31 protein-coding genes and 4 pseudogenes are annotated in these 25,617 nt (G+C 62.6%); 23 read left to right on the top strand and 12 right to left on the bottom strand.

Features of this window, described 5'->3' with window-relative positions; genetic code table 11:
• The first annotated feature begins 35 nt into the window (after positions 1–35).
• Complete coding sequence (locus L0A91_RS17400) at positions 36–656, top strand: threonine/serine exporter family protein (RefSeq protein WP_260115162.1); 621 nt, start codon at positions 36–38, stop codon at positions 654–656.
• An 8-nt stretch (positions 657–664) separates the two neighbouring features.
• On the top strand, positions 665–1,540 hold the full coding sequence (locus tag L0A91_RS17395; RefSeq protein ID WP_260115161.1) for a threonine/serine exporter family protein: 876 nt from the start codon (positions 665–667) through the stop codon (positions 1,538–1,540).
• Between the two features lie 26 nt (positions 1,541–1,566).
• Here the strand turns inward: L0A91_RS17395 and L0A91_RS07770 are convergent, their stop codons facing one another.
• Positions 1,567–2,232 carry a DUF1795 domain-containing protein gene (locus L0A91_RS07770; protein ID WP_235243696.1) on the bottom strand — a complete coding sequence of 222 codons (666 nt, stop codon included), beginning with the start codon at positions 2,230–2,232 and terminating at the stop codon, positions 1,567–1,569.
• 88 nt (positions 2,233–2,320) lie between these two features.
• Here L0A91_RS07770 and L0A91_RS07765 point away from each other — a divergent pair, with 88 nt between their 5' ends.
• Together L0A91_RS07765 and L0A91_RS18850 are read left to right on the top strand one after the other, a co-directional pair.
• The gene (locus L0A91_RS07765; protein WP_311197725.1) at positions 2,321–2,896 is read left to right on the top strand and encodes a PHP domain-containing protein; all 576 of its coding nucleotides are present in this window, start codon (positions 2,321–2,323) and stop codon (positions 2,894–2,896) included.
• On the top strand, positions 2,896–3,204 hold the full coding sequence (locus L0A91_RS18850; protein ID WP_311197724.1) for a hypothetical protein: 309 nt from the start codon (positions 2,896–2,898) through the stop codon (positions 3,202–3,204). Before L0A91_RS07765 ends, L0A91_RS18850 begins: the two co-directional genes overlap by 1 nt.
• Before the next feature lie 12 nt (positions 3,205–3,216).
• Here the strand turns inward: L0A91_RS18850 and L0A91_RS07760 are convergent, their stop codons facing one another.
• Positions 3,217–4,707: a DEAD/DEAH box helicase gene (locus tag L0A91_RS07760; RefSeq protein ID WP_235243694.1), complete on the bottom strand. Its 1,491-nt coding sequence runs from the start codon at positions 4,705–4,707 to the stop codon at positions 3,217–3,219.
• Positions 4,708–4,856: 149 nt separating this feature from the next.
• On the opposite strand from L0A91_RS07760, the gene L0A91_RS07755 reads away from it, so the two are divergent.
• On the top strand, positions 4,857–5,543 hold the full coding sequence (locus L0A91_RS07755; RefSeq protein WP_235243692.1) for a ferritin-like fold-containing protein: 687 nt from the start codon (positions 4,857–4,859) through the stop codon (positions 5,541–5,543).
• 3 nt (positions 5,544–5,546) lie between these two features.
• On the opposite strand, the gene L0A91_RS07750 is transcribed toward L0A91_RS07755, so the two are convergent.
• The 3 genes from L0A91_RS07750 to L0A91_RS07740 form a co-directional block, all read right to left on the bottom strand.
• The gene (locus tag L0A91_RS07750; protein ID WP_235243690.1) at positions 5,547–5,807 is read right to left on the bottom strand and encodes a hypothetical protein; all 261 of its coding nucleotides are present in this window, start codon (positions 5,805–5,807) and stop codon (positions 5,547–5,549) included.
• Positions 5,808–5,811: 4 nt separating this feature from the next.
• Positions 5,812–6,036: a DUF3107 domain-containing protein gene (locus L0A91_RS07745; RefSeq protein WP_235243688.1), complete on the bottom strand. Its 225-nt coding sequence runs from the start codon at positions 6,034–6,036 to the stop codon at positions 5,812–5,814.
• Positions 6,037–6,121: 85 nt separating this feature from the next.
• Positions 6,122–6,649 carry a TetR/AcrR family transcriptional regulator gene (locus L0A91_RS07740; protein ID WP_235246493.1) on the bottom strand — a complete coding sequence of 176 codons (528 nt, stop codon included), beginning with the start codon at positions 6,647–6,649 and terminating at the stop codon, positions 6,122–6,124.
• A 146-nt stretch (positions 6,650–6,795) separates the two neighbouring features.
• Here L0A91_RS07740 and L0A91_RS07735 point away from each other — a divergent pair, with 146 nt between their 5' ends.
• From L0A91_RS07735 to L0A91_RS18840, 9 genes and pseudogenes are all read left to right on the top strand, one after another.
• Positions 6,796–7,149 (top strand): MGMT family protein, encoded by a 354-nt coding sequence (locus L0A91_RS07735; RefSeq protein WP_311198119.1) that lies wholly within the window; start codon positions 6,796–6,798, stop codon positions 7,147–7,149.
• Positions 7,150–7,180: 31 nt separating this feature from the next.
• Positions 7,181–7,330 carry a hypothetical protein gene (locus L0A91_RS07730; RefSeq protein ID WP_235246490.1) on the top strand — a complete coding sequence of 50 codons (150 nt, stop codon included), beginning with the start codon at positions 7,181–7,183 and terminating at the stop codon, positions 7,328–7,330.
• A gap of 172 nt (positions 7,331–7,502) precedes the next feature.
• On the top strand, positions 7,503–8,861 hold the full coding sequence (locus L0A91_RS07725) for a UvrD-helicase domain-containing protein (protein WP_235246489.1): 1,359 nt from the start codon (positions 7,503–7,505) through the stop codon (positions 8,859–8,861).
• Positions 8,858–9,508 (top strand): hypothetical protein, encoded by a 651-nt coding sequence (locus L0A91_RS07720; RefSeq protein WP_235246488.1) that lies wholly within the window; start codon positions 8,858–8,860, stop codon positions 9,506–9,508. The genes L0A91_RS07725 and L0A91_RS07720 overlap by 4 nt, the downstream gene beginning before the upstream one ends.
• Positions 9,505–10,402, top strand: a pseudogene (locus L0A91_RS19805) (RecB family exonuclease). The gene L0A91_RS07720 and the pseudogene L0A91_RS19805 overlap by 4 nt, the downstream one beginning before the upstream one ends.
• On the top strand, positions 10,399–11,079 hold the full coding sequence (locus tag L0A91_RS07710) for a UvrD-helicase domain-containing protein (RefSeq protein WP_235246485.1): 681 nt from the start codon (positions 10,399–10,401) through the stop codon (positions 11,077–11,079). Before L0A91_RS19805 ends, L0A91_RS07710 begins: the two are co-directional and overlap by 4 nt.
• Entirely contained in the window at positions 11,076–12,008 is a 933-nt protein-coding gene (locus L0A91_RS07705) for a UvrD-helicase domain-containing protein (RefSeq protein WP_235246483.1), read from the top strand. The genes L0A91_RS07710 and L0A91_RS07705 overlap by 4 nt, the downstream gene beginning before the upstream one ends.
• Positions 12,005–12,391 (top strand): annotated as a pseudogene (locus L0A91_RS18845) (ATP-dependent helicase); the annotation flags it as partial. The gene L0A91_RS07705 and the pseudogene L0A91_RS18845, both read left to right, overlap by 4 nt.
• 124 nt (positions 12,392–12,515) lie before the next feature.
• Positions 12,516–12,677: pseudogene (locus L0A91_RS18840) on the top strand (hypothetical protein); the annotation flags it as partial.
• 90 nt (positions 12,678–12,767) lie between these two features.
• On the opposite strand, the gene L0A91_RS07690 reads toward L0A91_RS18840, so the two are convergent.
• Both L0A91_RS07690 and L0A91_RS17390 read right to left on the bottom strand, forming a co-directional pair.
• The gene (locus L0A91_RS07690) at positions 12,768–13,055 is read right to left on the bottom strand and encodes a hypothetical protein (RefSeq protein ID WP_235246482.1); all 288 of its coding nucleotides are present in this window, start codon (positions 13,053–13,055) and stop codon (positions 12,768–12,770) included.
• A gap of 13 nt (positions 13,056–13,068) precedes the next feature.
• Positions 13,069–13,191 (bottom strand): hypothetical protein, encoded by a 123-nt coding sequence (locus L0A91_RS17390; protein WP_260115325.1) that lies wholly within the window; start codon positions 13,189–13,191, stop codon positions 13,069–13,071.
• A gap of 178 nt (positions 13,192–13,369) precedes the next feature.
• Between L0A91_RS17390 and L0A91_RS07685 the strand changes: the two genes are divergently transcribed.
• Complete coding sequence (locus tag L0A91_RS07685; RefSeq protein ID WP_235246481.1) at positions 13,370–13,684, top strand: PD-(D/E)XK nuclease family protein; 315 nt, start codon at positions 13,370–13,372, stop codon at positions 13,682–13,684.
• 57 nt (positions 13,685–13,741) lie between these two features.
• On the opposite strand, the gene L0A91_RS07680 is transcribed toward L0A91_RS07685, so the two are convergent.
• Together L0A91_RS07680 and L0A91_RS07675 are read right to left on the bottom strand one after the other, a co-directional pair.
• A complete protein-coding gene (locus L0A91_RS07680; RefSeq protein WP_235246479.1) occupies positions 13,742–14,209 on the bottom strand; it encodes a hypothetical protein in 468 nt (155 codons plus the stop codon).
• On the bottom strand, positions 14,206–15,579 hold the full coding sequence (locus L0A91_RS07675; protein ID WP_235246478.1) for a phosphotransferase: 1,374 nt from the start codon (positions 15,577–15,579) through the stop codon (positions 14,206–14,208). Before L0A91_RS07675 ends, L0A91_RS07680 begins: the two co-directional genes overlap by 4 nt.
• Before the next feature lie 393 nt (positions 15,580–15,972).
• On the opposite strand from L0A91_RS07675, the gene L0A91_RS07670 reads away from it, so the two are divergent.
• From L0A91_RS07670 to L0A91_RS07660, 3 genes and pseudogenes are all read left to right on the top strand, one after another.
• Positions 15,973–16,215: an NADH pyrophosphatase zinc ribbon domain-containing protein gene (locus L0A91_RS07670; protein WP_235246475.1), complete on the top strand. Its 243-nt coding sequence runs from the start codon at positions 15,973–15,975 to the stop codon at positions 16,213–16,215.
• The gene (gene nudC, locus L0A91_RS07665) at positions 16,179–16,616 is read left to right on the top strand and encodes an NAD(+) diphosphatase (protein WP_235246474.1); all 438 of its coding nucleotides are present in this window, start codon (positions 16,179–16,181) and stop codon (positions 16,614–16,616) included. The genes L0A91_RS07670 and nudC overlap by 37 nt, the downstream gene beginning before the upstream one ends.
• An 86-nt stretch (positions 16,617–16,702) precedes the next feature.
• Positions 16,703–18,698: pseudogene (locus L0A91_RS07660) on the top strand (ATP-dependent DNA helicase UvrD2).
• A gap of 1,020 nt (positions 18,699–19,718) precedes the next feature.
• Here the strand turns inward: L0A91_RS07660 and L0A91_RS07655 are convergent.
• Positions 19,719–19,901, bottom strand: a complete 183-nt coding sequence (locus L0A91_RS07655; protein ID WP_220122994.1) for a DUF5679 domain-containing protein — start codon at positions 19,899–19,901, stop codon at positions 19,719–19,721.
• A 165-nt stretch (positions 19,902–20,066) separates the two neighbouring features.
• Between L0A91_RS07655 and L0A91_RS07650 the strand changes: the two genes are divergently transcribed.
• A complete protein-coding gene (locus L0A91_RS07650) occupies positions 20,067–20,579 on the top strand; it encodes a M48 family metallopeptidase (protein WP_235246473.1) in 513 nt (170 codons plus the stop codon).
• A gap of 174 nt (positions 20,580–20,753) precedes the next feature.
• Here the strand turns inward: L0A91_RS07650 and L0A91_RS07645 are convergent, their stop codons facing one another.
• A complete protein-coding gene (locus L0A91_RS07645) occupies positions 20,754–22,079 on the bottom strand; it encodes a zinc-dependent metalloprotease (RefSeq protein ID WP_235246472.1) in 1,326 nt (441 codons plus the stop codon).
• Positions 22,080–22,196: 117 nt separating this feature from the next.
• On the opposite strand from L0A91_RS07645, the gene L0A91_RS07640 reads away from it, so the two are divergent.
• The 4 genes from L0A91_RS07640 to L0A91_RS07625 are packed head-to-tail and all read left to right on the top strand — an operon-like array spanning position 22,197 to position 24,958.
• A complete protein-coding gene (locus tag L0A91_RS07640; protein WP_235246471.1) occupies positions 22,197–23,297 on the top strand; it encodes an NAD-dependent epimerase/dehydratase family protein in 1,101 nt (366 codons plus the stop codon).
• Between the two features lie 5 nt (positions 23,298–23,302).
• On the top strand, positions 23,303–23,836 hold the full coding sequence (locus tag L0A91_RS07635) for a molybdenum cofactor biosynthesis protein MoaE (protein WP_235246470.1): 534 nt from the start codon (positions 23,303–23,305) through the stop codon (positions 23,834–23,836).
• Entirely contained in the window at positions 23,833–24,789 is a 957-nt protein-coding gene (locus L0A91_RS07630) for a PDZ domain-containing protein (protein WP_235246469.1), read from the top strand. The genes L0A91_RS07635 and L0A91_RS07630 overlap by 4 nt, the downstream gene beginning before the upstream one ends.
• Positions 24,764–24,958 carry a hypothetical protein gene (locus L0A91_RS07625; protein ID WP_235246467.1) on the top strand — a complete coding sequence of 65 codons (195 nt, stop codon included), beginning with the start codon at positions 24,764–24,766 and terminating at the stop codon, positions 24,956–24,958. Before L0A91_RS07630 ends, L0A91_RS07625 begins: the two co-directional genes overlap by 26 nt.
• A 17-nt stretch (positions 24,959–24,975) precedes the next feature.
• On the opposite strand, the gene L0A91_RS07620 is transcribed toward L0A91_RS07625, so the two are convergent.
• Entirely contained in the window at positions 24,976–25,470 is a 495-nt protein-coding gene (locus tag L0A91_RS07620; protein WP_235246465.1) for a PPA1309 family protein, read from the bottom strand.
• Between the last annotated feature and the right edge of the window lie 147 nt (positions 25,471–25,617).

The raw sequence follows: 25,617 nt of genomic DNA, 5'->3' as shown, positions 1-25,617 counted from the left end.
AGGGGAATGTCAGGGTGAATGCCTACCCTGGGAGTGTGCAGGAGCAGAACCTAAGCGAAGAGCCAATTGTGGGTGCCACGGAGATCACCGGACCCCAATTGCGGCCAGCCCCATCCATCGGGAAGGCCTGGCGAGACCGTGCCAGTTGGGCCGTCCGCGGCCTTGGGCCGCCCACGGTCCCGATCGGGGTGCCGAGCACCAGCGATGACATTTCACAGCAGCATGCCCGATTGGTGATTGACCTCGCCTTACGGGTGGGCGAAGCATTGCTCTCGACGGGGGCTTCTGCCGCAGACGTGGTGACGACGGTGCTGCGATTGACGGCTGCGTATGGCATTCATTCCACTCACGTAGACATCACCTTCACCTCGATCTCGGTTTCGATCCAGCGTGGTGCCAACGAAGACCCGCTTTCGGTGATGCGCGTGGTGAAGGTGCGCTCGGCCGACTACTCTCGCCTCGAAGAGTTGTACAACCTCGTCGAAGAGATTGCCTTTGCCCGCGAAAACGGCAACGAGGTCATCGACGTTGAGGACGCCCGGCAGCAGTTGAGCGACATTCTGGTCCGGCCCCACCCACACCGTCGCTGGGTTGCGACGGCTGGCCTATCCTGTATCGCCGTTGGTGTGACCTGGATTTTGGTGCCGGCCCAGTGATGTGGATCGTGGCTGCAATCAGCGCAGCCCTTGTCGATCAAACTCAACGGTTCTGCCAGAAGGTTGGCCTCGCTGGGTTCTTTGCCAATGCCCTCAGCGCTTCGATCCCAACATTTATTGCGGCCGGACTGACCGCGTTGGCTGGCGCCATGGGCGGGATACCTGGGCTCAACTCTCCGTCGGTCGTCGTCGTCTCCGGCATCATCGTCTTGCTCGCTGGGCTCTCGGTATTGGGCGCAGCACAAGACGCGATTGACGGCTACTACCTGACTTCGGCGGCACGTGGCATTGAAGTGCTGATGATGACGCTAGGTATTGGTATTGGAACGGCCCTGGCCCTGCAGATCTCCACAGCGCTGGGCGTCGGGATGTCGATTTCGCCCTATGTCACGCTTGGCGGCTCGCCACTGTTTGGCACGTTGGGAGCCATGCTGGTGGCACCTGGCTTCTGCTTAGCGACCTACACGGGCACTCGAGCCACGATGCTGGGGATCGCCCTGTCTGGCGCGGCGTGGATCATCTTTGAGTTGGTCAGCCTTTTCCAGTTCAGCATCGGTCCAACAGTGGCTATCCCTGCCGTCGTGATCGGCTTCGCTGGCTACTACTTGCACCGCCAACTGCGAGTGCCTGAGCTTGCCATCACCACCGCAGCCATCATCAGCCTCTTGCCCGGTCTAGCCGTCTACAAGGGCCTTTTCCTCTTGATGGAGGACTCTGAGGCCGGTGCCTACGTCACCGCGATCTATGTGCAGTTCAGCGTCGTGATTGGCACCGGTATCGGGCTGGCTGCAGGCCTCTCGATTGGCGCCTACCTCGCCAGGAAGCAGATAGGCACCGACCGCTCGGCTATTCGTGCGCGTCGCCGAGGAGTCGGTGCCTACTAGGCAACCTTGGTTGCTAGGTGCTTGGGCTACTCCCACTTCCAGGAATCGAGGATGTCGGCAAAGTCGGACTCGGCTGCGTCGGCACCCTCAGGAGTTGAAGACAGCACGATGACAAACAGCGAGTCGTCGTGTTCAACCCAGCGTTGCACCTGAACGAGTTCGACATCGCTCTGAGTGCGCTCGACGCGCAGGCCGATCGCTTCCTTGCCATCAACCTCGATGGCGTCCAGCACGTCCGAAGTGCCATCGCTGCCAGCCAGTTCTTCGCCGGTGTCTGCGATGGCCTGCTCCAAGTCATCAAGGGGCTCGTCCTTGACCACGACGACGTTGTTGAAGAAGTCACTGATCGGTTCATCGGAGCGGGTTGCCAGGACGGCCGTTGATCCGGCAGCCTCGCCGGCGTCTGACCAATCGGCTGGCATCTCGATGGTGAAGGTTTCGTCGGATGCGCTCAGGGCTTCGACGTCAACTGTCGGCTCTGCCGTAGCCGCGGCAGTGTCCGCCGCCGCGTCCGGGGTCGCAGTCTCAGAGGTCGCGGTGGCTGCATCCGCGGGCGCGCTCGTAGCCGCGACATCGTCGGAGGCTGTGCTGGTGGCCGCATCATCGACATCACCGGAATCGCTGCTGCAGCCCGAAATGACCAGGGTGGCAGCCAATGCCGAACCGGCCCAGAAATAGCGACGTCGTGTCATTGAACTCTCCTCAATTGGTGACCTAGATCCTGCAGTCAGCATAGGTGCCCCTCCTTCAGTATGCCTGTGAGTGGTTTACCGTGAGCAAATGGCATCAGCTCCCGTGATTGACCTCCATACCCACTCCAACCACAGTGACGGCACGCAGAGCCCGGGCGATGTCGTCAGGTCGGCGTCTCAGGCGGGACTGGATGTCGTGGCACTCACGGACCATGACGTCGCCTCCGGCTGGGCTGAGGCAGATGCGGTGGCTAGCGAGGTCGGACTGCTATTGGTGCCAGGTATCGAGGTCTCTTGCAAGACCACGCTGGGTATTTCGGTCCACATGCTGGCCTATCGACCGGATCCGCTTTCAGCCGCTTTCCTGGGCTCCATGGAGCAAGTCCGAGAGTTTCGCGCAGATCGACTGCGTCGCCAAGTTGACCTGCTGCGCAAAGACGGATTTCGCGTCGAGTTAGGGGAGATGCTGGCGCACGCTCAACCGGGCGCCACGCTGGGGCGGCCACACCTCGCGGACGCGCTGGTGCGAGCGGGGCACTTCGCCAACCGCGACGAGGCCTTTGCTCAGATTCTCGGGGCCGGAAAGCCGTACTATCTGCCAGTGGACGCGCCCGATCCAGTTGATGTGGTCCAGATGATTAGGGCCGCTGGGGAGTGCCCGTGATGGCCCACCCGTTTGCTTCAATGCGCGGTCGGGTAGTCAGTGACGCAGTCATTCACGAACTCACCGAGGCTGGCTTGGCCGGCCTAGAGGTTGACCACCGCGATCACGATGAGGCTGCTCGTGAACACGGCCGCGAGTTGGCTGCCACGCTGGGCTTGATGGTCACCGGATCAAGCGATTATCACGGCACCGGCAAGCTCAATGCGCTTGCTGAGAACACCACCAGCCTTGAGGTGCTCGACGCCCTCATGCAGCAAGGCACCGGCTCCCCTCTCATGGGAACCGGTGCCTTGCCGACACGCGCCTAGACGCCGGGTTGATTAGCTCTCGGCGGCCGTCTTGCCAGAATTCGCTGCTCCACCCCGGCGGCGACGGCGGCGAACCTTGCCATCGGTGGTCGTTGTGCGCTCGGTTCGCGGCTTTGCGGCCCGGGGCGCACCTTCACCCTTGTTGGCCCCACCTGAGGCGGGACGGTTGCCCGTCTTGCGCTGACCACGACCGCCCTGGCCACCCTGAGGGCGACCCGCGGGCTTTCCTTCAATATCCTCGACGTGCTCGGCGCCGAGGCCGGCACGAGTCCGCGAAGACCTTGGCAGAGAGCCGGTCGTGCCCTCGGGGATGTCCAACTGGCTGAACAGGTGCGGTGACGAGGAGTAGGTCTCCTCCGGGTCGGGGATTCCCAGATCGAGTGCCTTGTTGATCTGAACCCAGCGGTGCAGGTCATCCCAGTCCACGAACGTGACGGCGACACCGGTCGCCCCGGCGCGGCCCGTGCGGCCGATGCGGTGCAGGTAGGTCTTTTCGTCTTCGGGGCACTGGAAGTTGACCACGTGGGTCACTGCCTCGACGTCGATCCCTCGGGCAGCGACGTCGGTCGCTACCAGGATGTCGACCTTGCCATTCCGGAATGCGCGAAGAGCCTGCTCGCGAGCGCCCTGTCCGAGGTCCCCGTGAATAGCTGCGGCCGCAAAGCCGCGATCGGCCAGCTCATCGGCCACTTTGGCTGCGGTCCGCTTGGTGCGAGTGAAGACAATGCTCAGTCCACGCCCGCGAGCCTGCATGATGCGGGCCAACATCTCGACTTTGTCCATGGCGTGCGCGCGGAAGACGAACTGCTCCACAGCGGCAACGGTTTGACCCGAGTCGTCTTCGCTAATCGCCCGAATGTGGGTGGGCTGGGTCATGTAGCTGCGGGCGAGCGCCACCACGGCGCCGGGCATGGTCGCGCTGAACAGCATGGTCTGGCGACCGGCAGGGGTCATGTTGAGCAATTTTTCGACATCCGGCAAGAAGCCGAGGTCAAGCATTTCGTCTGCTTCGTCCAAGACCGCGATGCGGCAGTGAGCAAGTGACAGGTGTCCCTTCTCGGCCAGGTCAATCAAGCGGCCGGGGGTGCCGACGACGACTTCGATGCCAGCATTCAAAGCATCGATTTGCGGCTCGTATGCACGACCGCCATAAACCGTCAGAATGCGAATGCCACGGCCAGCGGCCGCACGTGTGAGGTCCTGGGCGACCTGGACAGCCAACTCGCGGGTGGGGGCGACGGCCAGTGCCTGCGGCTTGCCGGCACCCTCAAGGGTTGCGAACCCTTCATCGGTTGGCGAGGTCACGCGCTGCAGGATCGGAATGCCAAAGCCGAGAGTTTTACCCGTTCCGGTCTTGGCTTGTCCGATGATGTCGTGTCCATCCAAAGCGACCGGCAAGGTCATTGCCTGGATCGGGAAAGGATGAGTGATCTTGTGCGCCTCGAGGGCGGCAACGATGTCGGCATGAATGCCGAAATCGGCAAAGGTGCGGGTTTCTTCCATGAATCCTCAAATCGGTGAGCGCATCGCTGGGACGCGCGTAGGTCGGGCCGATCGGGGTTTTTCTGCTTTTGGCTGCACTTAGCAGCCCCTCTGTCGTGCCGACCGGGCACCGTGTCACTACTGAGTGTATGCCGCAGTAGCGTAGAGGTATGAATCACGACCAAGTGGGCGACCCGACATACACCCAGGCAGTTGAGGAATTGCTCGGTGCCTTGGCCTATGCGGAGCTCAGCGGTTACTTGCGGGTGGCGGCAGATGCACAGAGTGCGCCAACGCTTTCGCTACAGATCACACTCGGATCAATTAGTGCTCGAGCGTGGCAAAACTTTGACAACCTAAATGCGCATATTTCGCAGGCCGGTGCTGACATTGATGCGCTGATGCAGCCTTTCGTGAGGGCCGTTGATCAGTTTCACGAGCGCACGCCCAGCAAAGACTGGCTTGAGGGTTTGGTCAAGGCCTATGTGGGAGACGAAATCGCTCGGGACTTCTATCGAGAGGTAGCCAGGCGAGTGGATCCGGCCACGCGAGCCGTCGTAGATGCGGTTTTGGATGACCGTGGTCAAAGCCAGGCCCTGGCTGATTTATTGCGCCGCGCTATAGAGGAAAACCCCACGTCAGCGGGTCGACTGGCCCTGTGGGGTAGGCGCCTTGTGGGCGAGGCGATTGCTCAAACCCAGCACGTCGCAGCCGATCACGACGCCCTTGCTGCCTTGCTGATTGGTGCATGGGAGCAAGAGGATGAGCAGGCTGACCTCGTGGAGTTGGGCCGGATGCTCACGCGTCTCACCGAGGCGCACACTGCTCGGATGCGCAGGGTCGGCCTCGCTAGTTAAGAACTAGACGCTAGGGCGGCCAGAGATCGGCGCGAAGATCGCACAAGCGACAACAGCAGCCGCGGCGCCAGCACCGATAGCTGCGATGTCAAAGCCTGAGCGCTCGGTAGCAAGCGCCAAAGACAGCGTTGCGACGGCTGCGCTGGTCGAGCCCAAAATAATGCTGGAGAACGTGTTGACCTCCCCCTTCGTGGGAATGACCGCCGGGACCAGCCCGCCAATCAAAAGGCCCACGAAGAGGGCGATCAGCACAGTGATCAACATGTCTCTAGCGGCCGAAGCCGACGGTGCCCTTCTCAGGTGCGCCGATTTCGACATAGCCCAAAGCCTGAACAGGCACGACGACGACGCGGCCCTTCTCGTCCTCGAGCTTCAAGGTGGATGACGATGAGGCCAGTGCCTCATCTACCAGAGCAGCAACTTCGTTGGGCGTCTGAGCGGACTCGAAGGAGACCTCGCGGGCGACGTTGCGCACACCGATACGTACTTCCACTGCATACCTCCAGATTGATCCCGACGTTGTCGGGAGGGACGTCCTGTCACTCAAAACCGTGACACAAGTACAACGCCTGGCTAGGTTAATCGCTTCCCAAGGCGTGGACTTCATCGCGGGTGAGTGGCAGCGAGGTCAACCCACGCCAACCGAGGCTAGTCACAAGGGCCGCGGCCCGGTCGCGGGGCACGGCACGGCCCAGAGCAACCCAGCGGGCAGCGCACGCTTGAGCGGACCCGGCCAAGCAGACACCGATCAGGAATGCTTCGTCTTTGTCCAACCCGGTGTCTTCGGAAACAACTTCACCAATTGCGCTCGCGCACAGGTCGGTCACCGACTCGACTCTGTTCTTGACGTCTGGCTCAGCCACGAAGTCAGATTCGAAAACCAGTCGATAGGCGCCCTCTGGCGTGTCGACAAATTCGAAGTAGGCCTCAACTGTTGCGGCAAGGCGCTGCTCATTGTCGTCAGTAGATCGAAGGGCGCTGTGAATCAGCGTCACCAGGGTTTCGACCTGCTGATCCAGCAGGGCCAAGTAAAGTTCAATCTTGCTAGTGAAGTGCTGGTAGAGCACCGGCTTTGATACGCCAGCACGTTCAGCAATGTCGTCCATGGCAGTGGCGTGATAGCCCGCGTGGGCGAAAGTATCGCGGGCTGCGCCCAACAATTGTGCTCGCCGCTCGGCGCGACTAGCCGTTGCCGAGGAGTATTCGGATCTACGGTCACGGTTGAATCTCCCTCTGTGGTCCCATCATCCTAATGGAAGCCATCGAACCAGTTTTTACCACTTACCTTGGGAGAGAGATGAATCGGTCTCACAGTGATTTTGTGGACGCAGTCCTAGCTGCCGTAGAGCATGTTCCCAGCGCAAAAGTCATGACCTATGGAGACGTGGCTGAGTACATTGGGCGGGGGCATCCACGTCTCGTTGGTTGGGTCATGGCGCACTACGGATCGGAAGTCGCCTGGTGGCGAGTCTTGCGTGCTGGTGGGCTGCCACCGCAAGGCCACGAAGACGAAGCGCTTGAACACTATCGAGACGAAGGCACGCCGTTGCGCAAGCAAGGAGATCGCGTTGACCTCGCGCTAGCTCGCTGGTCTGGCCCGAGCTAGGCATGTCGGTGGCCTCTGGTCGAATAGCCCTATGAACCTGGATTCTCTGGCCCAACTGCGCACGCTGCTTTCGGCTGACGGTGCTCCAGTGATCGCGACCGTCGTGGGCGCGCCAGGGACCGGCAAAACCACCGCGGCACTTCGGTTGGTTGATGACCATGCCAGCGCCGGACGCTCCTAGATTCCACGTTGGTGCTTTCGCCAAGCCGGGTTTTGGCAGGTCGGCTACGCACCCGCCTTTCCCAGCAGACTCCCGGCACGCACATTGAGCCGTTGGTGCGCACCCCTCATCCCTCGCCTTCGCGATACTGCGCGCAGCCGCGGCCGAGGTGGGCGAGGCGGAGCCCCGCCTGATGACTGGGCCCGAGCAGGACGGCATTCTGCGCGATCTCTTGGTCGGCCACGCATCGGGAGAGGTCGAGGGTCCGCTGTGGCCGAGCGACGTTGAAGGAGCCTTGGCGACCCAAGGCTTTAGAGACCAGCTGCGTGACCTGTTGATGCGAGCGGTGGAGCTGGGGGTCTCCGGCGATGAGTTGGCGCGCCTGGGGCGCGTGCACAACCGTGAGGTCTGGGTCGCTGCTTCGGAAGTGCTCGATGAGTACGACTCGGTGACGGCACTGGCCTCGCCTGGCTCTTTCGACCCTGCCTGGATCGGGGTAGCGGCTGCCCAGGCGCTGGAGGACAACTCTGAGCTGCACCGCAAGATCGCTGGCTCACTTTCTCTGTTGGTGGTCGATGATGCGCAAGAGTTGACGGCATCGGCTGCGCGCCTGATCCAGGCTCTGCACCACGCCGGTATGAGCGTGGTTTTCCTCGGTGACGGCGATGCTGTCGTGCAGGGGTTTCGAGGAGCCGCACCCGAGAGGTTCCGTGCGCTGGCTGACGATCTCCATCGCGCGTCCGTGCGGTCTGAGCGAGCAGCGCTGGTCATGACCCAAAGTCATCGATACCCCCGCCAAATGACTGATGTTATGTCCCGGGTTTCGGCGCGCATCGGTGTGAGCGGAGAGTCCCGGCAACGCGATGTTGCGCCGGTGGCGGCCGAGCCCAACACCGCAGAGCCCATGGCAATGATTTCGGCCGTCGCGCTGCATACCGCTGCTCAGGAGGCCGCTTACGTGGCCCAAGCTATGCGGCGGGCGCACCTCACCGAGGGCATTCCGTGGTCTCAGATGGCTGTTATTGCTCGCTCCGGTTCGCAGCACGAAGCGATCCGGCGGGCGTTTGCCGGGGCTTCGGTGCCCGTTGCGATGACCCGTCCCGGTGTCCCGCTGCGGCAAGATCCGGCAACTCGACCACTCCTGATGGCATTTCAGGTGGTGCTACGCATCGCGGATGGTCTGGCACCAGCCCTGAGCGTCGATGAAGCGGTGGAGCTTGTGACCTCGCCACTGGGAGGGGCAGACCCGGTGCAACTGCGTCGACTACGGCGCGCTCTACGTGCCAGAGGGGCCGAAGAGATGACTCCGATCGCCTCGGCGTTCGCACGCTCTGAACGTGCAGGAGCAGACGAGGTCGTTCCAGCTGGTGATGAAGTCTTGCCGACCAGTGATGAGCTCATCCGTGCTGCTTTGCTAGAGCCACAGTGGTTGCGTGATCCCGAGGTTGCCGATGACGCAGACCTCGAGCCTGTACGCCGCGTCGCCCACGTCCTCAGTGGCGCCAGCGAAGCCTTAAAGTCACGGCGTTCGGCGCCCAGAAGCGTGGCTTGAACGCTCATCAGTTGCTGTGGGAGATCTGGAGCAGGTCGGGTCTAGCTGCTGGGTGGGAGGCCCAAGCGCTGGCTGGTGGCGCGGCTGGCCTGCGTGCAGATCGCGCTCTCGACGCGGTGCTCGTCCTGTTTGGAGCGGCAGAGGATTTCACTTCACGTTTGCGCCGCACCGAGCCTCGCTCCTTTCTAAATCACATGGCTTCGCAAGACCTAGCCCCGGACACTTTGGTCGCCCGCGAGCAGTCCAGAGATGCCGTTGAGGTGTTGACACCATTTACCGCGGCCGGTCGGGAGTGGGCTTTGTCGCGGTGGTTGGGCTGCAGGAGGGGTCTGGCCCGATCTGCGGCTGCGAGACACTTTGCTGGAGCGCAATCCCTGGTTGAAGTGATGCGCGGTCGCCCTATTGCCGGAGTCGAGGGGGTTCGAGCAGCGCAGAGCCAAGTGCGTTCAGATGAGCTGCGTCAGTTTTACGTCGCGGTGAGTCGAGCGACCTCGCGACTCCTCGTGACCGCCGTGACCAGCACAGACGAGCAGCCCTCGGCGTTCATGAACCTTGTCGTCCCAGAGTTCAACCCCAGCGAAGTGCAGAGTGTGCCCGCGGCCCCGACGCTACGCACTTTGGTCGCCAGCACCCGCCGGGGCTTGTGACGGCCCACCAAGCCGGTCAGATTCAGACCCGCGATCAGCATGCTGATTTGCTGGACTGGCTGGCTCAGCGCGGCGTCGGTGGCGCGGACGTGGATCAATGGTGGGACGCCCGGGTGCCCTCCTCAACCACCCCGCGAATCCCAGAGGGACAAGTAAAGGTCTCGCCGTCAAAAATCGAAGAGTTCAACCAATGCTCATTGCGTTGGTTGCTGAAAGCGCATGGCGGCGATGCCGAAGGCGCTTTGAGTGCGGCTCGCGGCACCTTGGTCCACTCCATCGTGGCCGATAGCCCGCAAGGCTCGATCGCGGAGTTCAACGAGACCCTGTCAAAGCGGTGGAGTGAATTGCGCTTGTTCTTGGGTTTCGGCCAGAGGCTACCGTCAAGCCGAAGACATGCTGAGGCGATATGTCGGCTATCGAGACAGCAATGCCCGCCAACTGGTAGCGGTCGAGATTTCTGGAAGGGCCGATGTCGGCAGGGCTCGCTTGAGCGGGCAAGTCGACCGCATAGAGCGTGATGCTGACGGCGGTTTCGTCGTGATTGACCTCAAAACTGGGGCCTCGGCGCCTTCTAAGGTCGATCTGCTGCGCCACCCGCAATTGGGGGCTTATCAAGTCGCTTTGGAGCATGGAGCGTTTCGCGACGAAACCGGAGCCGAACCAATGTCCGCGGGATCTGCACTCGTGCAAATCGGTGGCACGCGCATCAAAGCGTTATCGCAACCGCAAGTCGCCCTTTCGATGGACGACGAGCCGGACTGGGCAGAGAATCTGGTCCGGGACACTGCCGACGGTATGGCTGGGGATCGCTTTCTGGCCAAAGTCGGCTCTCACTGCAACACCTGCCCAGTGCGGTTAGCCTGCCCAGCCCAACCTGAAGGGGATCGAGAATGAGCCTGGAGACAAGCACAACGGTGCCTCCGACGGTCACATGGTCTGCGCTGGACATCGCGAAGGCCCTAGGGTCGCCTCCGCCGACACCCGAGCAACAAGCCATCATCGAGGGGCCTCTGGAGTCGACCCTTGTGGTCGCTGGGGCGGGTTCGGGCAAGACCGAAACGATGGCATCGCGCGTTCTTTGGTTGGTTGCCAATGGGCTAGTTCGTCCAGATCAGATCCTTGGCCTGACTTTCACCCGGAAAGCCGCCTTGGAGTTGGCAACCCGACTGACGAGCAAACTTCGGGCCCTTGACGGCGTGATTGACCACGAGGACTTGGACATCGTGGGAGTCGCGCCAGTGGTGTCCACCTACCACGCGTATGCGGGTCGGCTGGTGAGTGAGCACGGCCTGCGCAAGGGCATTGAGCCTGGGTCGCGACTGCTGTCCGAGGCGGCCTCGTGGCAACTTGCGCACGAAGTCGTTCACTCATACACGGGTGAAATGTCGCAGGTGACTGGGGCCGACAGCACGATCGTGGAAGCAGTCTTGCGGCTCTCAGGAGAAATGGCCGAGCACCTGCAAGACGCCGAGTCGATCATGGAGTGGTTGAGCAGCGCTGCCGACCAGTTAGCTGCGGTGCCACCTGGCAAGACGGATAAATCCCTCGGCCAAAAAAGAGCGCCGAGATGATCGGCAAGCGGCAAGTTCTGCCGCTGATCCAGGCTTTCGCGCGGCTGAAGCGTGAGCGGGTGTCCCTCGATTTTGCCGATCAGGTGGCCATCGCTGCTGAGTTGGCTCGTGACGTGTCCGCTGTCGGGGAGGCTGAGCGGACCCGCTATCGCGTGGTGTTGCTGGATGAGTTTCAGGACACTTCAGAGGCACAGATGGTCCTCCTAAAGAACTTGTTTGCCGGGCACGACGTGCCGGTAACGGCCGTTGGCGACCCGCACCAATCAATTTATGGGTGGCGAGGTGCCAGTGCCACGACACTGAGTCGCTTCCCTCAGGTCTTTAGCAATGACGGCCGGTATGCCAAGGTGCTTCCGTTGAGCATTTCTTGGCGCAACGACAGTGCCGTGCTGGCCGCTGCAAATCACATTGCAGCGCCATTGGTGGCGCAGAGCCGCATTGAGGTTCCAACTCTACGGGCATCGCCCATGGCCGGTCAGGGACATGTTGCTGTCGCCAAAGTGTCCGATCACCTAGCCGAAGCTGACGCAATTGCCGACTGGATCAGCCAGCGATTCGCGGGACGCGACGCGAACAATCCGGTCAGTGCTGCTGTCTTGTGCCGTAAACGGTCGCAGTTTGATCGCGTTGTTCTCGCTCTGCGGGCCCGAAACTTGCCGGTCGAAGTTGTTGGCCTAGGAGGGCTGCTCAACCGTCCCGAGTTGGTTGATCTTGTCGGCCTCTTGTGGGCCGTGCAAAACCCTGGACGAGGGGACCAGATCATTCGACTCCTGTCAGGACCGGTGACCAGGCTCGGCGCAGCAGACCTCGAGGTCCTGTGGGCGTGGGCCAACCACCTCGTTGACGGACACGACGAGCCAGCGACGTTGGGGAGGCCATCGACGCGCCACCCCCGACCGGCTGGGTCTCGCCGTCAGGTCGAAGCATGACCGACAGTGGACTGACTCGGGTTCGTGAGTTGTCTGCTGTGGTGCGTCGAGTTCGCGCGGCTGTTGGGCTGCCCCTGCCAGACCTCATCATCGAGGCCGAGCGAGCCTTGGGCCTCGACATCGAAGTGGCGGCTGACCCAGGGATTACGGTTGCCGGTGGGGAAACCTGGGCACGCGCGCATCTTGATGCACTCACGGATGTCGCAGCGCAGTTTGCTGGCGCCGCAGAGCGCCCAACTCTCGGCGGATTTCTCGACTGGCTGGAGGCCGCACGCAAGCATGAGCGTGGCCTGGAAGCGGTCGAGATGCCCGAGTTGGCAGAAGTTGCCGTTGCTGCAGGCTCAGTGCAAGTGCTGACGGTGCACGCTGCTAAGGGCTTGGAATGGGATTACGTCGCCATCCCGGGTCTGACTGAGGGTGTTTTCCCCAGTTTGCGTGGCATTGGCAAGTTTGAGGGTGGCGAGTGGGGCTACCTTGCGCACGCCGACAAGGGTTGGCTTTCCGGCTATGCCGCTTTGCCGTTTCGCTGCGCGGCGACCGCGATGGTCTGCCGCAGTTGGACTGGTCCGATGCGCAGGACACGGCCGAATGGGCCAGGCGTTCAAGCAGTTCGGTATCGACGGGCGAGACCACAAACTGGCCGAGGAGCGTCGCCTCGCCTACGTGGCATTTACCCGTGCCAAACACCAGTTGTTCCTCACAACGCCGGTCTGGATGGACGGCAAAGCCCCGCGCAAGCCCGGCCAGTTCATCACTGAGCTAACCGGGGACGATCCGCAGGTAGGTCCGGTGACTCATCCGCCAATAGACATCGTTGGCTGGGCTGAGACTCCGCAAGAAGAAGACGCCCAAAACCCCTTGGACGCTATTGAGAACGAGGCGGAGTGGCCGGTTGAGCCCAGCGCGAGACGGCGAAGCGTGGCTGAGGTGAGCCAAGCGATTCGCGAGGTGCGTGCCTTGCGACCTGATCAGCCATCCATCGGAGTCTTTGCGCCCACTGATCACCCCGACTCCGAGCACGCTCAAATGCTCATTGCTGAACGACAAGCCCTGCGCGAGGCTAATTCTGCTCCAGCGTCTCGGCCGTCCCATCTGTCGACGTCTTCAGTGATTCGGCTGCTGGCTGACCGGGAGCAGTTTGAGCGAGAGCAGCGTCGCCCGATGCCTTCAGCGCCGGCTCCACAAGCTGACCTGGGGACGAGATTTCACGCCTGGGTTGAGCAGCAGTACGCCCGTGCTGCTCTGGTAGACCTCGATGAGCTGCCAGGAAGTGCCGATGAGGTGGATGCCAACGGCATGGAAAAGTTGCAGGCAAACTTCCTCGCAAGCGAGTGGGCAAGCCGGAGCCCAAGGATATTGAAGTGGCCATCGAGACCACGGTTGGAGGCACCCCGATCCGCGGTCGCATTGACGCGGTGTTCCCTCGACCTGAAGGCGGTTTTACCGTTGTGGACTGGAAGACCGGTCGCCCGCCGGTCGATGCTGACGATCTGCAGACCAAAGCGCTCCAACTGGCGATCTATCGGCTGGCTTACGCACGTCTGCAGGGGCTTGACGAAGATCAGGTTGACGCGGCGTTTTTCTACGCCTCTAGTGGGCAGACTGTGCGCCCCGAATTGCCCTCTGCTGCAGAGTTGGAGTCAATGCTGGCCAGCGAAAGGTCGACGGCGGGCTGAACGGGTAGTGGTTGGAGGCTCACCTGGGTGAGTCTTCGACCTCTTCATCGTCCAAAGTCATCCCATACAAGTCTCGGATGCGTTCGGTCTCTTTACTGCATCCCCGCGGGGCTCGAGGCTGGCCTCATCCAGCGGATCGCTGGACTCCTGCGAGTCACTGGCCTCGCGTCCCATCGGCGCCGAGGCGTCGAAGGGAGGCTCTACGGCGCCCGTTTCGTCGGTGTGCTCGGGCGGTGGAATGTTGAGGGCGTTAGCTTCGGAGCGGTAGTCCGGCTCGGGGCGCTCGTCTTCAGCGGGCACATCTTGGTCAGCTATCTCGTCACCCGGCAACTCGTCACCAGGTGTGCCGTCGCCAGCCTCGTCGTCGTCAGCGACCTCGTCATCAGCAGCCACCTCGTGCTCCGTCGAGACCTCGCTTTGGGCGGGCGGTGGCCAGGCCACAGCTTTGATGACGGTGGTTGAGTCTTCGTCATCTGGTGCCGTTGGAGCCGGGGTAGGTGACAGCACCGGGATCTCGGTTGTCACATCTGTATCGGCGTCCGACTCGTCGCTATCGACCGGCTCCTCCCTGTCCAAGTCGTGGGCGTCGATATCCTCGGGTAGGTCGCCCTCATCGACATCGACATCGACATCGACATCGACAGCGACATCGTCGCCGTCATCGTCAACTTCGGCGTCGTTGGCCGAAGCGCCGAACCCATCCGAGCCGACTGCGTTGCTTGCGGGTTCAACGGCGTCGGTTGAGTAATCGGCCTCGGCGTCCACGAAACTGTCCGCCGCATCGTTGACTCGATCCTGGCTCGATGGAGCGCGCTCGGCACTGTCGGCGTCGCCGGAGGGAAGGGCGGCACTGAACGAAGTGCGTGGGCTCCATCAGAGCCCTCAGCCTGGTCGTCGGTCTGCGCAACCTCAGCTGTAGCAGGCGTGGGCAACACGGGGGCTGCGTCTGGGACCAAGGGGTCATCAGCGGAGGTAAGGCGACTCAGTTTGCGCAACTCATCCACGCGGGCGTCCACCAAGTCTTGATCGTCAGCGCTCACGGCGGCCGCCAAGCCCCGCAGCATGCTCATTTCGGACGCGAGACGGGCCCTGATCAACAGGTTGCGATCGGGCCGGTTGGCACGAGCCAGGGTGTAGCTCTCCAGCACACTGTCTACCGCTGCTGGCGTGGCTTGTTTGACCAGCATGGCAAAGTCGTCGGCCGGGTCGCTGACGCAGGCCTGCTCCCATGAGGTCAGGGCAACGACGCGAGCCGTCGCTGCTTCATCGTCGGAGAACGCAACCAAGAACGACCAGCCATTCAATGATCCGTGCACCGGAGTGACAGCAAACCGCCAGAGCGAGGCGGTGTCGAAGGCCAACTCCCAACGACTCAGCAACTCACCCGGGACCAGGCCCGTTTCGGCGGCGCGGTCCAAGTCGGCTAAGCGGCGCTGGCGGTGGCTTTCGGCGTCAAATGTCGGCACGCCAAACTCATCAAAGAAGTCCGACGGCATGTTGTGCACCGCGGCCAAGGCCCGCCCAATGGCGCTGCTGAGCCCCGGTCCCGCTGGGATGCGGTGAAAGTTGATGGCCGAGCCCTCGACATACGGGAAGACCGCAGCTCGCCCGGCAGGCCCCACGCCAGCAAACCCAGTGGCGACCGGCACCTTGAAGGGCAGGTGCTTGCCCAATTGCCGAGTGAGGGCATCGTTACGCTCCAACTCCGCAGCGCCAGCCACAGTCCGGGGCACGATGACAACCCATCGCCGACCAGTGGCGTCCTCAATGAGGGCACGTTGGGCAGGAGCAGGGTCTGTCGCCTCGGGACGCCGCCACTCTTGCACCGAGACCGGTTGCATCCCTGGGACGGCGGCACAGGCGATTCCTGCGAGGGCGAGGTCGCTGTGGGTCACACGATCACCGTATGCCCGAACGGCACGTAATTGAGGTAGGCGAGGCCGCACGTCGTCGCACCGCCGCCTACAGGGAGGTGAGTATTTTGCCGGAGACCCTTCTTGACCTTGCACTCTCCGCGGAGCGCTCGACCGGGGCGGAAACGCCCGACGCGATATTGACGTCATCAAGCGGGCGCTGGGGAAGTCTGAAACCCGCATCTACGACCTCGTCGAATCAAAAATGCGCACCTGCCGAGTCGACGGACAGTTGCGCCTGGTCCCGCGACCAGGCGAAATGGCAGACAGCAAGCGATTGGCGCTCTACATCGGGCGTGACTCGGAGCAGCGCGACTACGTCGTGGTCGTGCGAGCCGAAGGGGATCGCGGTCGGCCCGATTCCAATGCAAAAGGATGGCTTTCCTGCGCGAGGCCGGCGTCGACTTGGGCGACATCGACGCTGGGGTCTTCACCACCGGCGTCGCATTGGCCAACTGGCACGAACGCCATACCTGCTGCCCGCGCTGTGGGTCGGAAACCACGGTCGCCGAAGGCGGCTGGGTCCGTGCCTGCGAGGTGGATGGTTCAGAACACCACCCCGCACCGAGCCTGCCGTCATCATGGCGGTCACCGATGATGAAGATCGGTTGTTGCTAGGGCGTGGCCCGCACTGGCCAGAAGGACGTATGTCAGTGCTGGCTGGTTTTGTTGAAGCAGGAGAGTCACTCGAAAGCGCGGTGGCTCGTGAAGTCTTTGAAGAGGTCGGAGTGGAGGTGACTGACGTTCTGTACCGGGGCAACCAGCCGTGGCCTTTCCCGGCATCCCTGATGGTCGGATTCACCGCCAAGGCCAAAACGAGCGAGCTAACTCTTGACCCTGCGGAGATCGTTGAAGCGGCGTGGTTTAGCAAGGGTGAGTTGGCGTGGGCAGTGCACACAGGCCGAGTGGCTTTGCCGCCCCGAGTCTCGATCGCCCGTCGCCTTGTCGAGCAGTGGTACGGCGGCGAGTTGGAGCAGCAAGTTGAGCACAGCAACTTCCGGGGGCAAGCAGCGCAGTGAACCAAGCCCTTCCCACCAGTGCAGATGACATCCTTGAGGGCCTAGACCCCGAGCAATTAGCTGTTGCGAACAAACCGCTGGGCCCGATGGTGGTCTTGGCCGGTGCCGGAACCGGCAAGACCCGTGCGATCACCCACCGCATTGCGTATGGCGTGTGGTCGGGCTCGCTGAAGGCGCCCCAGGTGCTTGCGGTCACCTTCACTGCCCGTGCAGCGGGTGAAATGCGGACTCGCCTGCGTGGGTTGGGGGTCCCCGGCGTGCAAGCGCGAACGTTCCACGCGGCCGCCTTGAGGCAGTTGCAGTTCTTTTGGCCACAGGCGGTTGGTGGCCCGCCACCAGAGATCTTGCCGCACAAAGTTTCTGCGATTGCGGAGGCCGCAGGGCGACTGCGCCTAGGACTCGACCGCACCGGCTTGCGTGATGTCGCCTCCGAGGTCGAGTGGGCAAAGGTCAGCATGATCACGGCCGAGCGCTATCCCGCGATCGCCAAGCAAGAGTCACGTCAACCAGCAGGCCTAGATGGCACCGCGATGGCGCGGTTGATGGAGGCCTATGAGGAGATCAAGGCCGAGCGCCACGTGATCGACTTTGAGGATGTCTTGCTCACCATGGTGGGGATCCTTGCTGAGCACCCGCAGGTTGCTTCGGCGATCCGCCAGCAATACCGACACTTCGTCGTCGATGAATACCAGGACGTCAACCCGTTGCAGCAGCAACTGCTCGACCTGTGGTTGGGGGATCGCCAGGACATCTGTGTTGTTGGCGACCCAGCCCAGACGATCTACTCCTTCACCGGGGCCTCCGCCACGCATTTGGAGACCTTCGCCAAGCGACATCGTGACGCCTCAGTGGTCCGACTAGTGCGCAACTATCGGTCCACCCCGCAGGTCATCAATGTCGCCAACGCCGTCCTGCCGCAAGGCAGCGTCCAACTGCAGTCACAGCGCGATACCGGCCCCAAACCAGAGCTGCGCACCTTCGACAGCGACGAGGCTGAGGCCCACGGGGTAGCAAACGCCATCAAGGCAGCCATTGATGCTGGCGAGCATCCTCGCTCGATGGCTGTGCTCTTTCGCACGAATGGCCAATCCGAGGCAATCGAGAGCGCGTTGGCCTCAGCGAACGTTCCTTACTTGGTCAGAGGCGGCGAGCGGTTCTTTTCGCGCACCGAGGTCCGCCAGGCGCTCGTCCTCCTACGCGGCCAGATGCGGTCCGACAACGGAAGTCGGACGTTGGGTGACCAAGTCCGCGACGTGCTCAGCGGTAACGGCTGGTCTCGCAAAGCCCCGGAATCTGGTGGAGCCACCCGAGAGCGCTGGGAGTCACTGCAAGCCCTGGTGAACCTGGCCGACGATCTGACGGTCACTCAGCCAGAGGCCCGAATGCGGGAGTTCGTCGGCGAGTTGGACCGACGCGCAAGCGAACAGCACGCGCCAACAGTTGAAGGCGTCACACTGGCCTCCTTGCACTCAGCCAAGGGGCTGGAATGGGATCGCGTCTTCATCATTGGCGTCAGCGAGGGACTCTTGCCGATCTCCATGGCAGACACTGCTGAACGGGTCGCTGAGGAGCGTCGGCTTTGTATGTCGGCGTCACGCGAGCGCAAAGCCACCTGCAACTGAGTTGGGCTGGCTCTCGAAGCTCTGGTGGGCGCGCACATCGTCGGGTTTCCCGGTTTCTCGCTCCAGCGGCCAACCTGCTGGGTCAAGCGGCGATGGGCACCGACTCGACTGGCTCAGGCGCGCCCAAGCGCAAACCCAAGCGAGCAAGCCCCGCACACCCAAGGTCTGCCGAATCTGCGGAAACCTGCTGGGCAGCGCTGCCCAACGCAAAGTTGGCCGATGCGACGACTGCCCTCCCACCTATGACGAAGCAATGTTCGAAAAGTTGCGTTCGTGGCGACTGGCTACCGCGCAGGAAGCCTCACTGCCAGCGTTTGTGGTCTTCACCGATGCCACACTGACGGCGATCGCCGAGCGAGAGCCGAGCACGTTGCAAGAGCTGTCGGGGATCTCTGGGGTCGGCGCTCGCAAGCTCGACATGTATGGGACTCAGGTGCTCGAAGTGCTATCGGGCTCGTGATGGCTGCGCCATCGCTGTAGATGTTGCTCAGCGGTAGTTAGCCGCTCAGCTGCAGCTAGTGCTCAATCGTGCAAAGGGGATGGCGCTCCCACCGACGAGCGGTGACTGTCGGGCTCGGCGGCCGAAGATCCCAGGCGACCCCCACCGGCACCTGGAGCCCCTCCCCGTGCGCGCGCAGCACCATGGTCGTGAGGCCTGCGACGGCACTTGAAACTGCGGCGGGACTGTGGATCGCCGGGCCCGTGCCAAGCGTTCGCGCAGCCATTGACCCTAAGACCCGGGGCCAGGCGGGGTCACGGTCAGTGCGAGCGAGATCAAGGCAATGTAGGCACGGCCCGATACCACTGACGATGAGGGGCCCAATGCAGGCGTAGCCGGAACGCACCACGACGGGAAGGTGGGCGTTCCCAGACCCCGCCCACTCTTGTGCGTCATGCATCGAAATGGCGGGCGAGGCCAAAAGGACCGTTACATCCGGTTCCACAGACCCGCTCTGGTCTGCGGAAACCACTCGAATGCCGCTGCGATGCATTTGAGCTCTGAGTATTCCGGCGAGTCGTCCTCGGCCCAGCAGAGCCACCGAAGGCGCTGACCCAAGTTGTCGCGTGGGACTCGTGGGCGGCTGGGCATCCCCACGGACGAGGTCGAGACCCCGCACCAAGTCGTGAGCCTGAAGGAGAGCAGCCAACTCGTCGGTGCGGTCCAGGGCTCGCGATCCAGGAGGCGATGGCAACGAACGCCGGTGAAGACTGAGCAGCCAGTCACTCTCGGCAGGAGATAGCCCCGCGAGAACGACGCCCCGGTCGGAGTCCAGGCCGAGCTGCACTTCGCCAGGAGCACGTAATGCAGCTGGTGTGTCAGTGACTAGCCGCGGCGCGGGTGGCGGAAACTCCTGGGCAAAAAGTGACATAGCTGCACAATCTCAGGGTTTGGCGAATGACCGCCCGCGCTGTCCACAGACACGAAGAGGGCGTCCTGACCAGTTGGTCATGACGCCCTCTTCGCAGTTGCGTTGTGATTTCAGGCGCTGGTGGCCTTGCCCAAAATGCGGTTCAAGTTGGTGTCGCACACGGGGCACTTGCCCTTCGCCATGCGTCGGCCGTTGGTCTCAACGACCCGGCCGGTTGCGTCGCGCTTTTCCTTGCACTTCACGCAGTAGAAGTCGCCGGTGTAGGTCTCGCCGGTTTCAATAGCCTCAGCCATGGATTACCTCCTGGTCTATGTCGGGCCCACATTATGTTTGCCCGCGGAACGGGTCTGGTGACCCAAGGTTCTGTTACACCCTAGACCGTAACGGTGCTGACCACACACTTTGCGACGGCTCGGCGTGTGCGCAGGTTTGTCAGCGCTGCCCCGTACCGTTGCCATATGGATGCAGGAACGAGGCAGGCGCATGGGGTGCAGGCGCGCGGGCTGCCAGACGAGATTGAGATCCGTCGCAGCAAGCGTCGACGGCGCAGCGTCTCAGCGCGCATCGAGACAGACCGAGTTGTTGTGCTGATGCCTGCCGGGTTGAGCGAAGCAGTCGAGCAGCGCCATGTCGATGACCTCTTGGCCCAGTTGCAGCGCCGTGAGCAGCGCAAACGCCTCGCGCACGATGACCTGCCAGCACGCGCGACAGCCTTGTCAAAGACCTATCTTGAGGGCCGGGCCAAGCCTGCGTCCATCACCTGGGTCACCAACCAGGGGCAACGTTGGGGTTCGTGCACACCGGCCACTGGTGAGATTCGCATTTCCAGCGCGATGGAGGGGATGCCCAGTTGGGTTATCGACGCGGTCGTCGTTCATGAATTGGCCCATCTGTTGGTCTCTGGGCACGGGCCCGACTTTACGCCTGGGTGCGCAATCACCCCAGGTACGACGAAGCCCAGGCCTTCCTGAACGGAGTGACCTGGGCCCGTCGTCACCCTTAGCGGGTGACTTTCCGCCACGATTTCGGGTGGCTTTTCCTCACGCGCTAGCGGGTGGGGCCGTCTTCGTCTGGCTCTGTCGGGGTCTGGCCGTCCTCTGAGGAGTCGTCGGAGGTGGCTCCGTCAGCGCTGCTGAGCAGAGCTTCTAGTTCATCATCGAGCGACTGGCCGTCCGATGATGAGTCGTTGCGCGCTTCGACATAGCCCAGGGGTCATCCAAGTCCTTGGCCGTCGGCGCCAGGTCGGGGTGATCCCACGCGGCGTCTCGAGCGTTTGAGCCATGAGCGGCTTCCAGGGCAGACCACAGGTTGGCAGCGTCGCGCAGTCGGCGAGGGCGCAGTTCCAAGCCCACGAGCGATGCGAATACCTTCTCCGCGGGCCCGCCAGTGGCCCGACGACGCCGGACGGCCTCTGAGAGGGCCGCAGCATGGGGCAGGTGCTTGCTGGCGGCGCGCTCCGAGACGACATCAACCCAGCCCTCAACAAGAGCCAAGTATGTCTCCAGTCGGGTTAAGGCCGCCCGCTGAGCAGCACTTGGCTCCGGGGAGAACATCGAACCACTCAAGGCTTCTTGCATCGCTTGCGGGTTCGTTGTGTCCGCACTGCGGACCGCCTCTTCGATGGCGTCGGTGTCGATGTTGATGTCCCGCGCATAATCCTGCACCGCAGCCAACAGTTGCGGCCCCAGCCAGGGGACTCCGGCGAAGAGTCGGACCCGAGCGGCCTCGCGCACGCCGAGGTAGAGGTGGACTTCGCCGGCATCGATCTCGAGGCCTTCGGCAAACTTGGAGATGTTGGCTGGCAGGATCGCTACCTGCTCGCCGGGTAGCAGAGGCAATCCGACCTCGGTGCCAGTCACGATTTCACCCGCCAGCGTGCCCACGGCCTGGCCCACTTGGGCTCCAAACATGGCAGAGCTCATCTTGCGCATCATGGGCTCCATCTGGCCCATCAGCGCGGCAGGATTCATCCCAGCAGGCATGCCCGGAATGCTCATCGGTGTGTCTGACTCGCCCAATTCCTTCATCTGCTGAGACATCGCGTTGGTGAGCGCAGCACGGACGCCCTCAGCGACGGGAGTGGTCAGCGAGCGCCACAGCGGGAGGGTCTGCTCAACCCACTCGGCACGGCTCAACGCGACGCCGTTGCCTTCGGGCGGCGAGAAGTCCGTGACGGCATCGAGCCAAAGGTTGGCAACATGCACAACCTGGGCCACGTCACGTCGGGTGCTGTCGCCGATGGATGCGTCATCGCCCTGCTGGGTCACTGCTCCGCGAGCGGTGTCGTGAGCCAAGTCCACATTGATCGGGCCATCATCGGTGCCGCTCATCATGGCCTGCACTTGGGCCTGCATCTGGCGGACCATGGCCGGGTCCATCTTGTCTAGTCCCATTGCCTGCAGCGCCTCGCGCATTTCGGGTGGCACATTGCCGCCGAAGAGCGCCGCAAGGGTCCTCGTCTGGGGTGTCATCGGAGTGGTCGTCAGCGTTCGACACGATTTGTCGGTCCTTCCCAAAATGAAGTGGTGCACTTGCCCGGGTGATCCTGCAAGGATGGGCCTCTCACCAGACAACCACAAGGAGCCCGTGTGAGTTCCCAGCCAAACTCGGCTCGGCCGCGCCGCAGCGTCGGTCCGCAGCGCGTCGCCGTCACCAGAGCAACCTCAGCAGTCGGATCAGTCCTGGTCAAAGAGCTCGCGACTGCGGGCGACCGGGTGATTGGTCTGGATGAAAAAGTCGGTCCAGCCGGTGACGTCGAGTATCGATTGACAAGCATCATGTCTCCTTCCGTGGTGAGCGCGATCAGCGACGTCGATGCTTTGGTGCACATCGCCTACGACTCTGACTTGGAGTCTTCGCTCAACGAATCGTCGAGCAGCCGTCGTGACCGACTCATTCGCGAAGTGCAGACGTTAACGACCGCCGCGGCCGCAGCCGGTGTGTCTCATCTCGTGGTCATCACGAGCGCCATGGTCTACGGGGCCAAAGAGGACAACCCGGTGCCTCTCGATGAGGCGAGCCCGCAGTTGGCTGAAGATGCCGAGGGCATCGTTGCCGATCTCGTTGAGGTTGAGCGGGTCCTTGATTTGGCCCGGCAAGTCCACCCAGGGCTGCAGGTGACGTCGGTGCGTCCGGCTGCCTTGGTCGGTGAAGGTCTGGACACGATGATTTCGCGTCACTTTGAAGCTCCAAGGCTGCTGACGCTCAAAGGCCGTGCTCCTGCTTGGCAGTTCTGCCACGTTGAAGACCTAGCGACTGCCGTTTCAGTCGTCATTCGCGATGACATTCCAGGAGTGCTGGGGGTGGGCTCGGTCGGCACGCTGAGTCAAGCCGAAGTGGAAGAAATCGCGAGTATGCGCCCGGTCGAGATGTCTGCTTCGGCAGCCACCGGGGCGGCGGAGCGGCTGCACCGGCTAGGCGTTATCCCTTTGCCAGCCACGGATCTGGCCTACGTGTCATTCCCGTGGGCGGTCGCACCAACCACGCTGAACCAGCATGGGTGGTACCCCGCCTATGACAATGCGACGGCATTGAGCATCCTGCTCGAGACAGTCCGAGGTCATCACGCGGTGATGTCACGACGCGTCGAACGCCGCGATGCCGCCATTGGTGCGGCCGGTGCTGCCAGCGCGGCGGTTGCCGTCGCGGCCACAGCAGCGTTGATGCGGCGAAGGCGCAAGCGAGCCTGAGGCACGTGGGCCCCGATTTTGGGGCCTACGGCAGGGCCGGCAAGGAATTGTTCAGCCTTCTGGGTGATGATGTCTTGGTGACTGAGCAGCAGACCCCTGGTCCCGATCCGACCGCGCAAGCCCCGAATACCTGGGCCGACGTCTTGGACACTCCACTTTCGGTGGACGCCGCCATCGCTGCCGTGCAGCACCAACGCGCTGGCGCAGTGGTGACTTTCATTGGCACCGTGCGCGATCACGATGGTGGCCGCGACGGCGTGACTGAGCTCAGTTATTCGGCTCATCCTGACGCGGTGACCCCGTTGCGGGCGATCGTTGAGCGGATAGCTGCCAACCCAGGGGTATGCGGGGTGGCTGCGGTGCACCGCAAAGGTGCGCTGCAAGTGGGGGATCTGGCCGTGGTCTGCGCCGTGTCGGCTGAACACCGACCAGAGGCCTTTGCCGGTGCACGAGAGCTCATTGAGGAGCTGAAGGCCACCGTGCCAATCTGGAAGAACCAAGAGTTTGACGGCTCAGACCGCGAGTGGGTTGGCCTGTGACCGGCAGCAATCCCCAAGGTGAAACCAGCGCGCCAACGGTGGGCAACAGTCATACCCGAGTGTCGCCCAAGGCACTCACCACGCTGGTTGCCACCGTGGTTGTCCTTGCCGTCATCTCCATTTTGAATCTGGTGACGGTCGACAAGGTGTTGTATCGGCCTGGGCCCGTGTTCAACACGTTGGGCGAACTCAACGGACAGCAGATCATCACCATCGATGGCGTCGAAACGTATGAAACCTCAGGAAGTCTCGACTTCACGACGGTTTCTGTGGATGGCGGACCAGGGTATGACGTCACGGCGATGGAGTTTTTGCTCTCGAAGTTTGATGACGCGATTGCCTCTGAAGACTACGAAGAAGTTTTCGACGACTCGGCCACGCAGCAGCAGGTCAAAGACCAAAACGTTGAGTTGATGCAGGTCTCTCAGGAGGGCGCCGCGGTCGTTGCCCTGCGAGCAGACGGGGTCGAGGTCCCAGAAAACATCGTGGTGGCCCAGATCATCGTTGGCGCACCAGCCGAAGATGCGGTGCAGGTCGATGACGTGATTCTCAGCGTGGGTGGCACTGAGGTCTCGACGCCCGATGACGTGCGCGACGCGCTGCAAGAGTACGAGCCAGGCACCGTCGTGCCGGTCACCGTTTTGCGCGACGACGAAGAGGTCGCGATCGATGTCCCCACCGGGCCGGATGAGGACGACCCAGAACGGACCATCATCGGCGTCTACTTGGCTTCAACGTTTGAGGTGCCATACGACATCACCATTGATGCCGGCAATGTCGGTGGTCCCTCAGCAGGGCTGATGTTTAGCCTTGCCCTTTACGACACGATCACCCCAGGGGAGTTGACCGGGGGTTGGAGATCGCGGGGACCGGCACGATTTCTTCGGCGGGTGAGGTCGGCCCCATCGGCGGTATCCAGCAAAGTTGGTGGGTGCAAGCGAAGCTGGCGCTGACTACTTCCTCGCGCCAGCTGCTAACTGTGATGAGGTCATCGGCCACGTGCCAGATGGTCTGAGCGTTGCTGCAGTGGGGACCTTCGACGAGGCGCAAACCGCCGTCGAGGCGTGGGCCGCAGACTCCGATGCGGATATTGCCACCTGCGAGGACATCACCGCTGGCTGAGCGCCCGGCGTAGGCCGCTACTCGCTGAGCGTTGCCTTGAGCGCATGCACCAAACCCAGGGCGATGTCGTTGCCAATGGCAACGGCGTCGTCGCTGTCGTAGCGGCGCTGGCGCAAGAGGCAGACGGATTCGCCGTCCCGAAGAACAGCGACCAAAAGGCGGACGTCTTGCCGGTTGGGGTGCGCTGCGAGGGCTTCGGTGGCTTTGTCCTTGTCGGCTGGCAAGTCACGCTCCGCTTCGGGAGGCACGACAAGCCGCTCAACGGTGAGGGCAACGCCGTCAACACCCTCAGGCCAGGCCACTCGGCCCAACATGGACTCAAGGTCGGTGGTGCTGGGCAGGCCCTCTTGCTCAATGGCAGAGAATCCGCGCGGGTCTGCATCCTTGAGTTGCCCAGCCATGCTCGGCTCGCTCTTGAGCAACAAGGCGTTGTTGACCAGAGCAAACATACGAGCGGGCTGGTCCCAGCCGGCCTTGCCCACGTGCTTCTCGGTGTCGATGGCAGCGGCCACCAGGGGGTGGGCTGCTTGTCAGCGGGAACAGGGTTTTCAGGGTCATTTCAGGCACGCTCCCATCATGTCACCGGATGGCATCGTGCCCCGAACCGTGGTTGTCAGGTCTGTCGGTTAAGTTGGGCCTCAGCAATGTCCCGATAACCC

The organism is Ornithinimicrobium sp. INDO-MA30-4 (assembly GCF_021535045.1).
In the GTDB taxonomy this organism is placed as follows: Bacteria; Actinomycetota; Actinomycetes; order Actinomycetales; family Dermatophilaceae; genus Ornithinicoccus.
The sequence above is the reverse complement of the archived record's forward strand: the minus strand, read 5'-3'. Positions and strand labels throughout refer to the sequence as shown.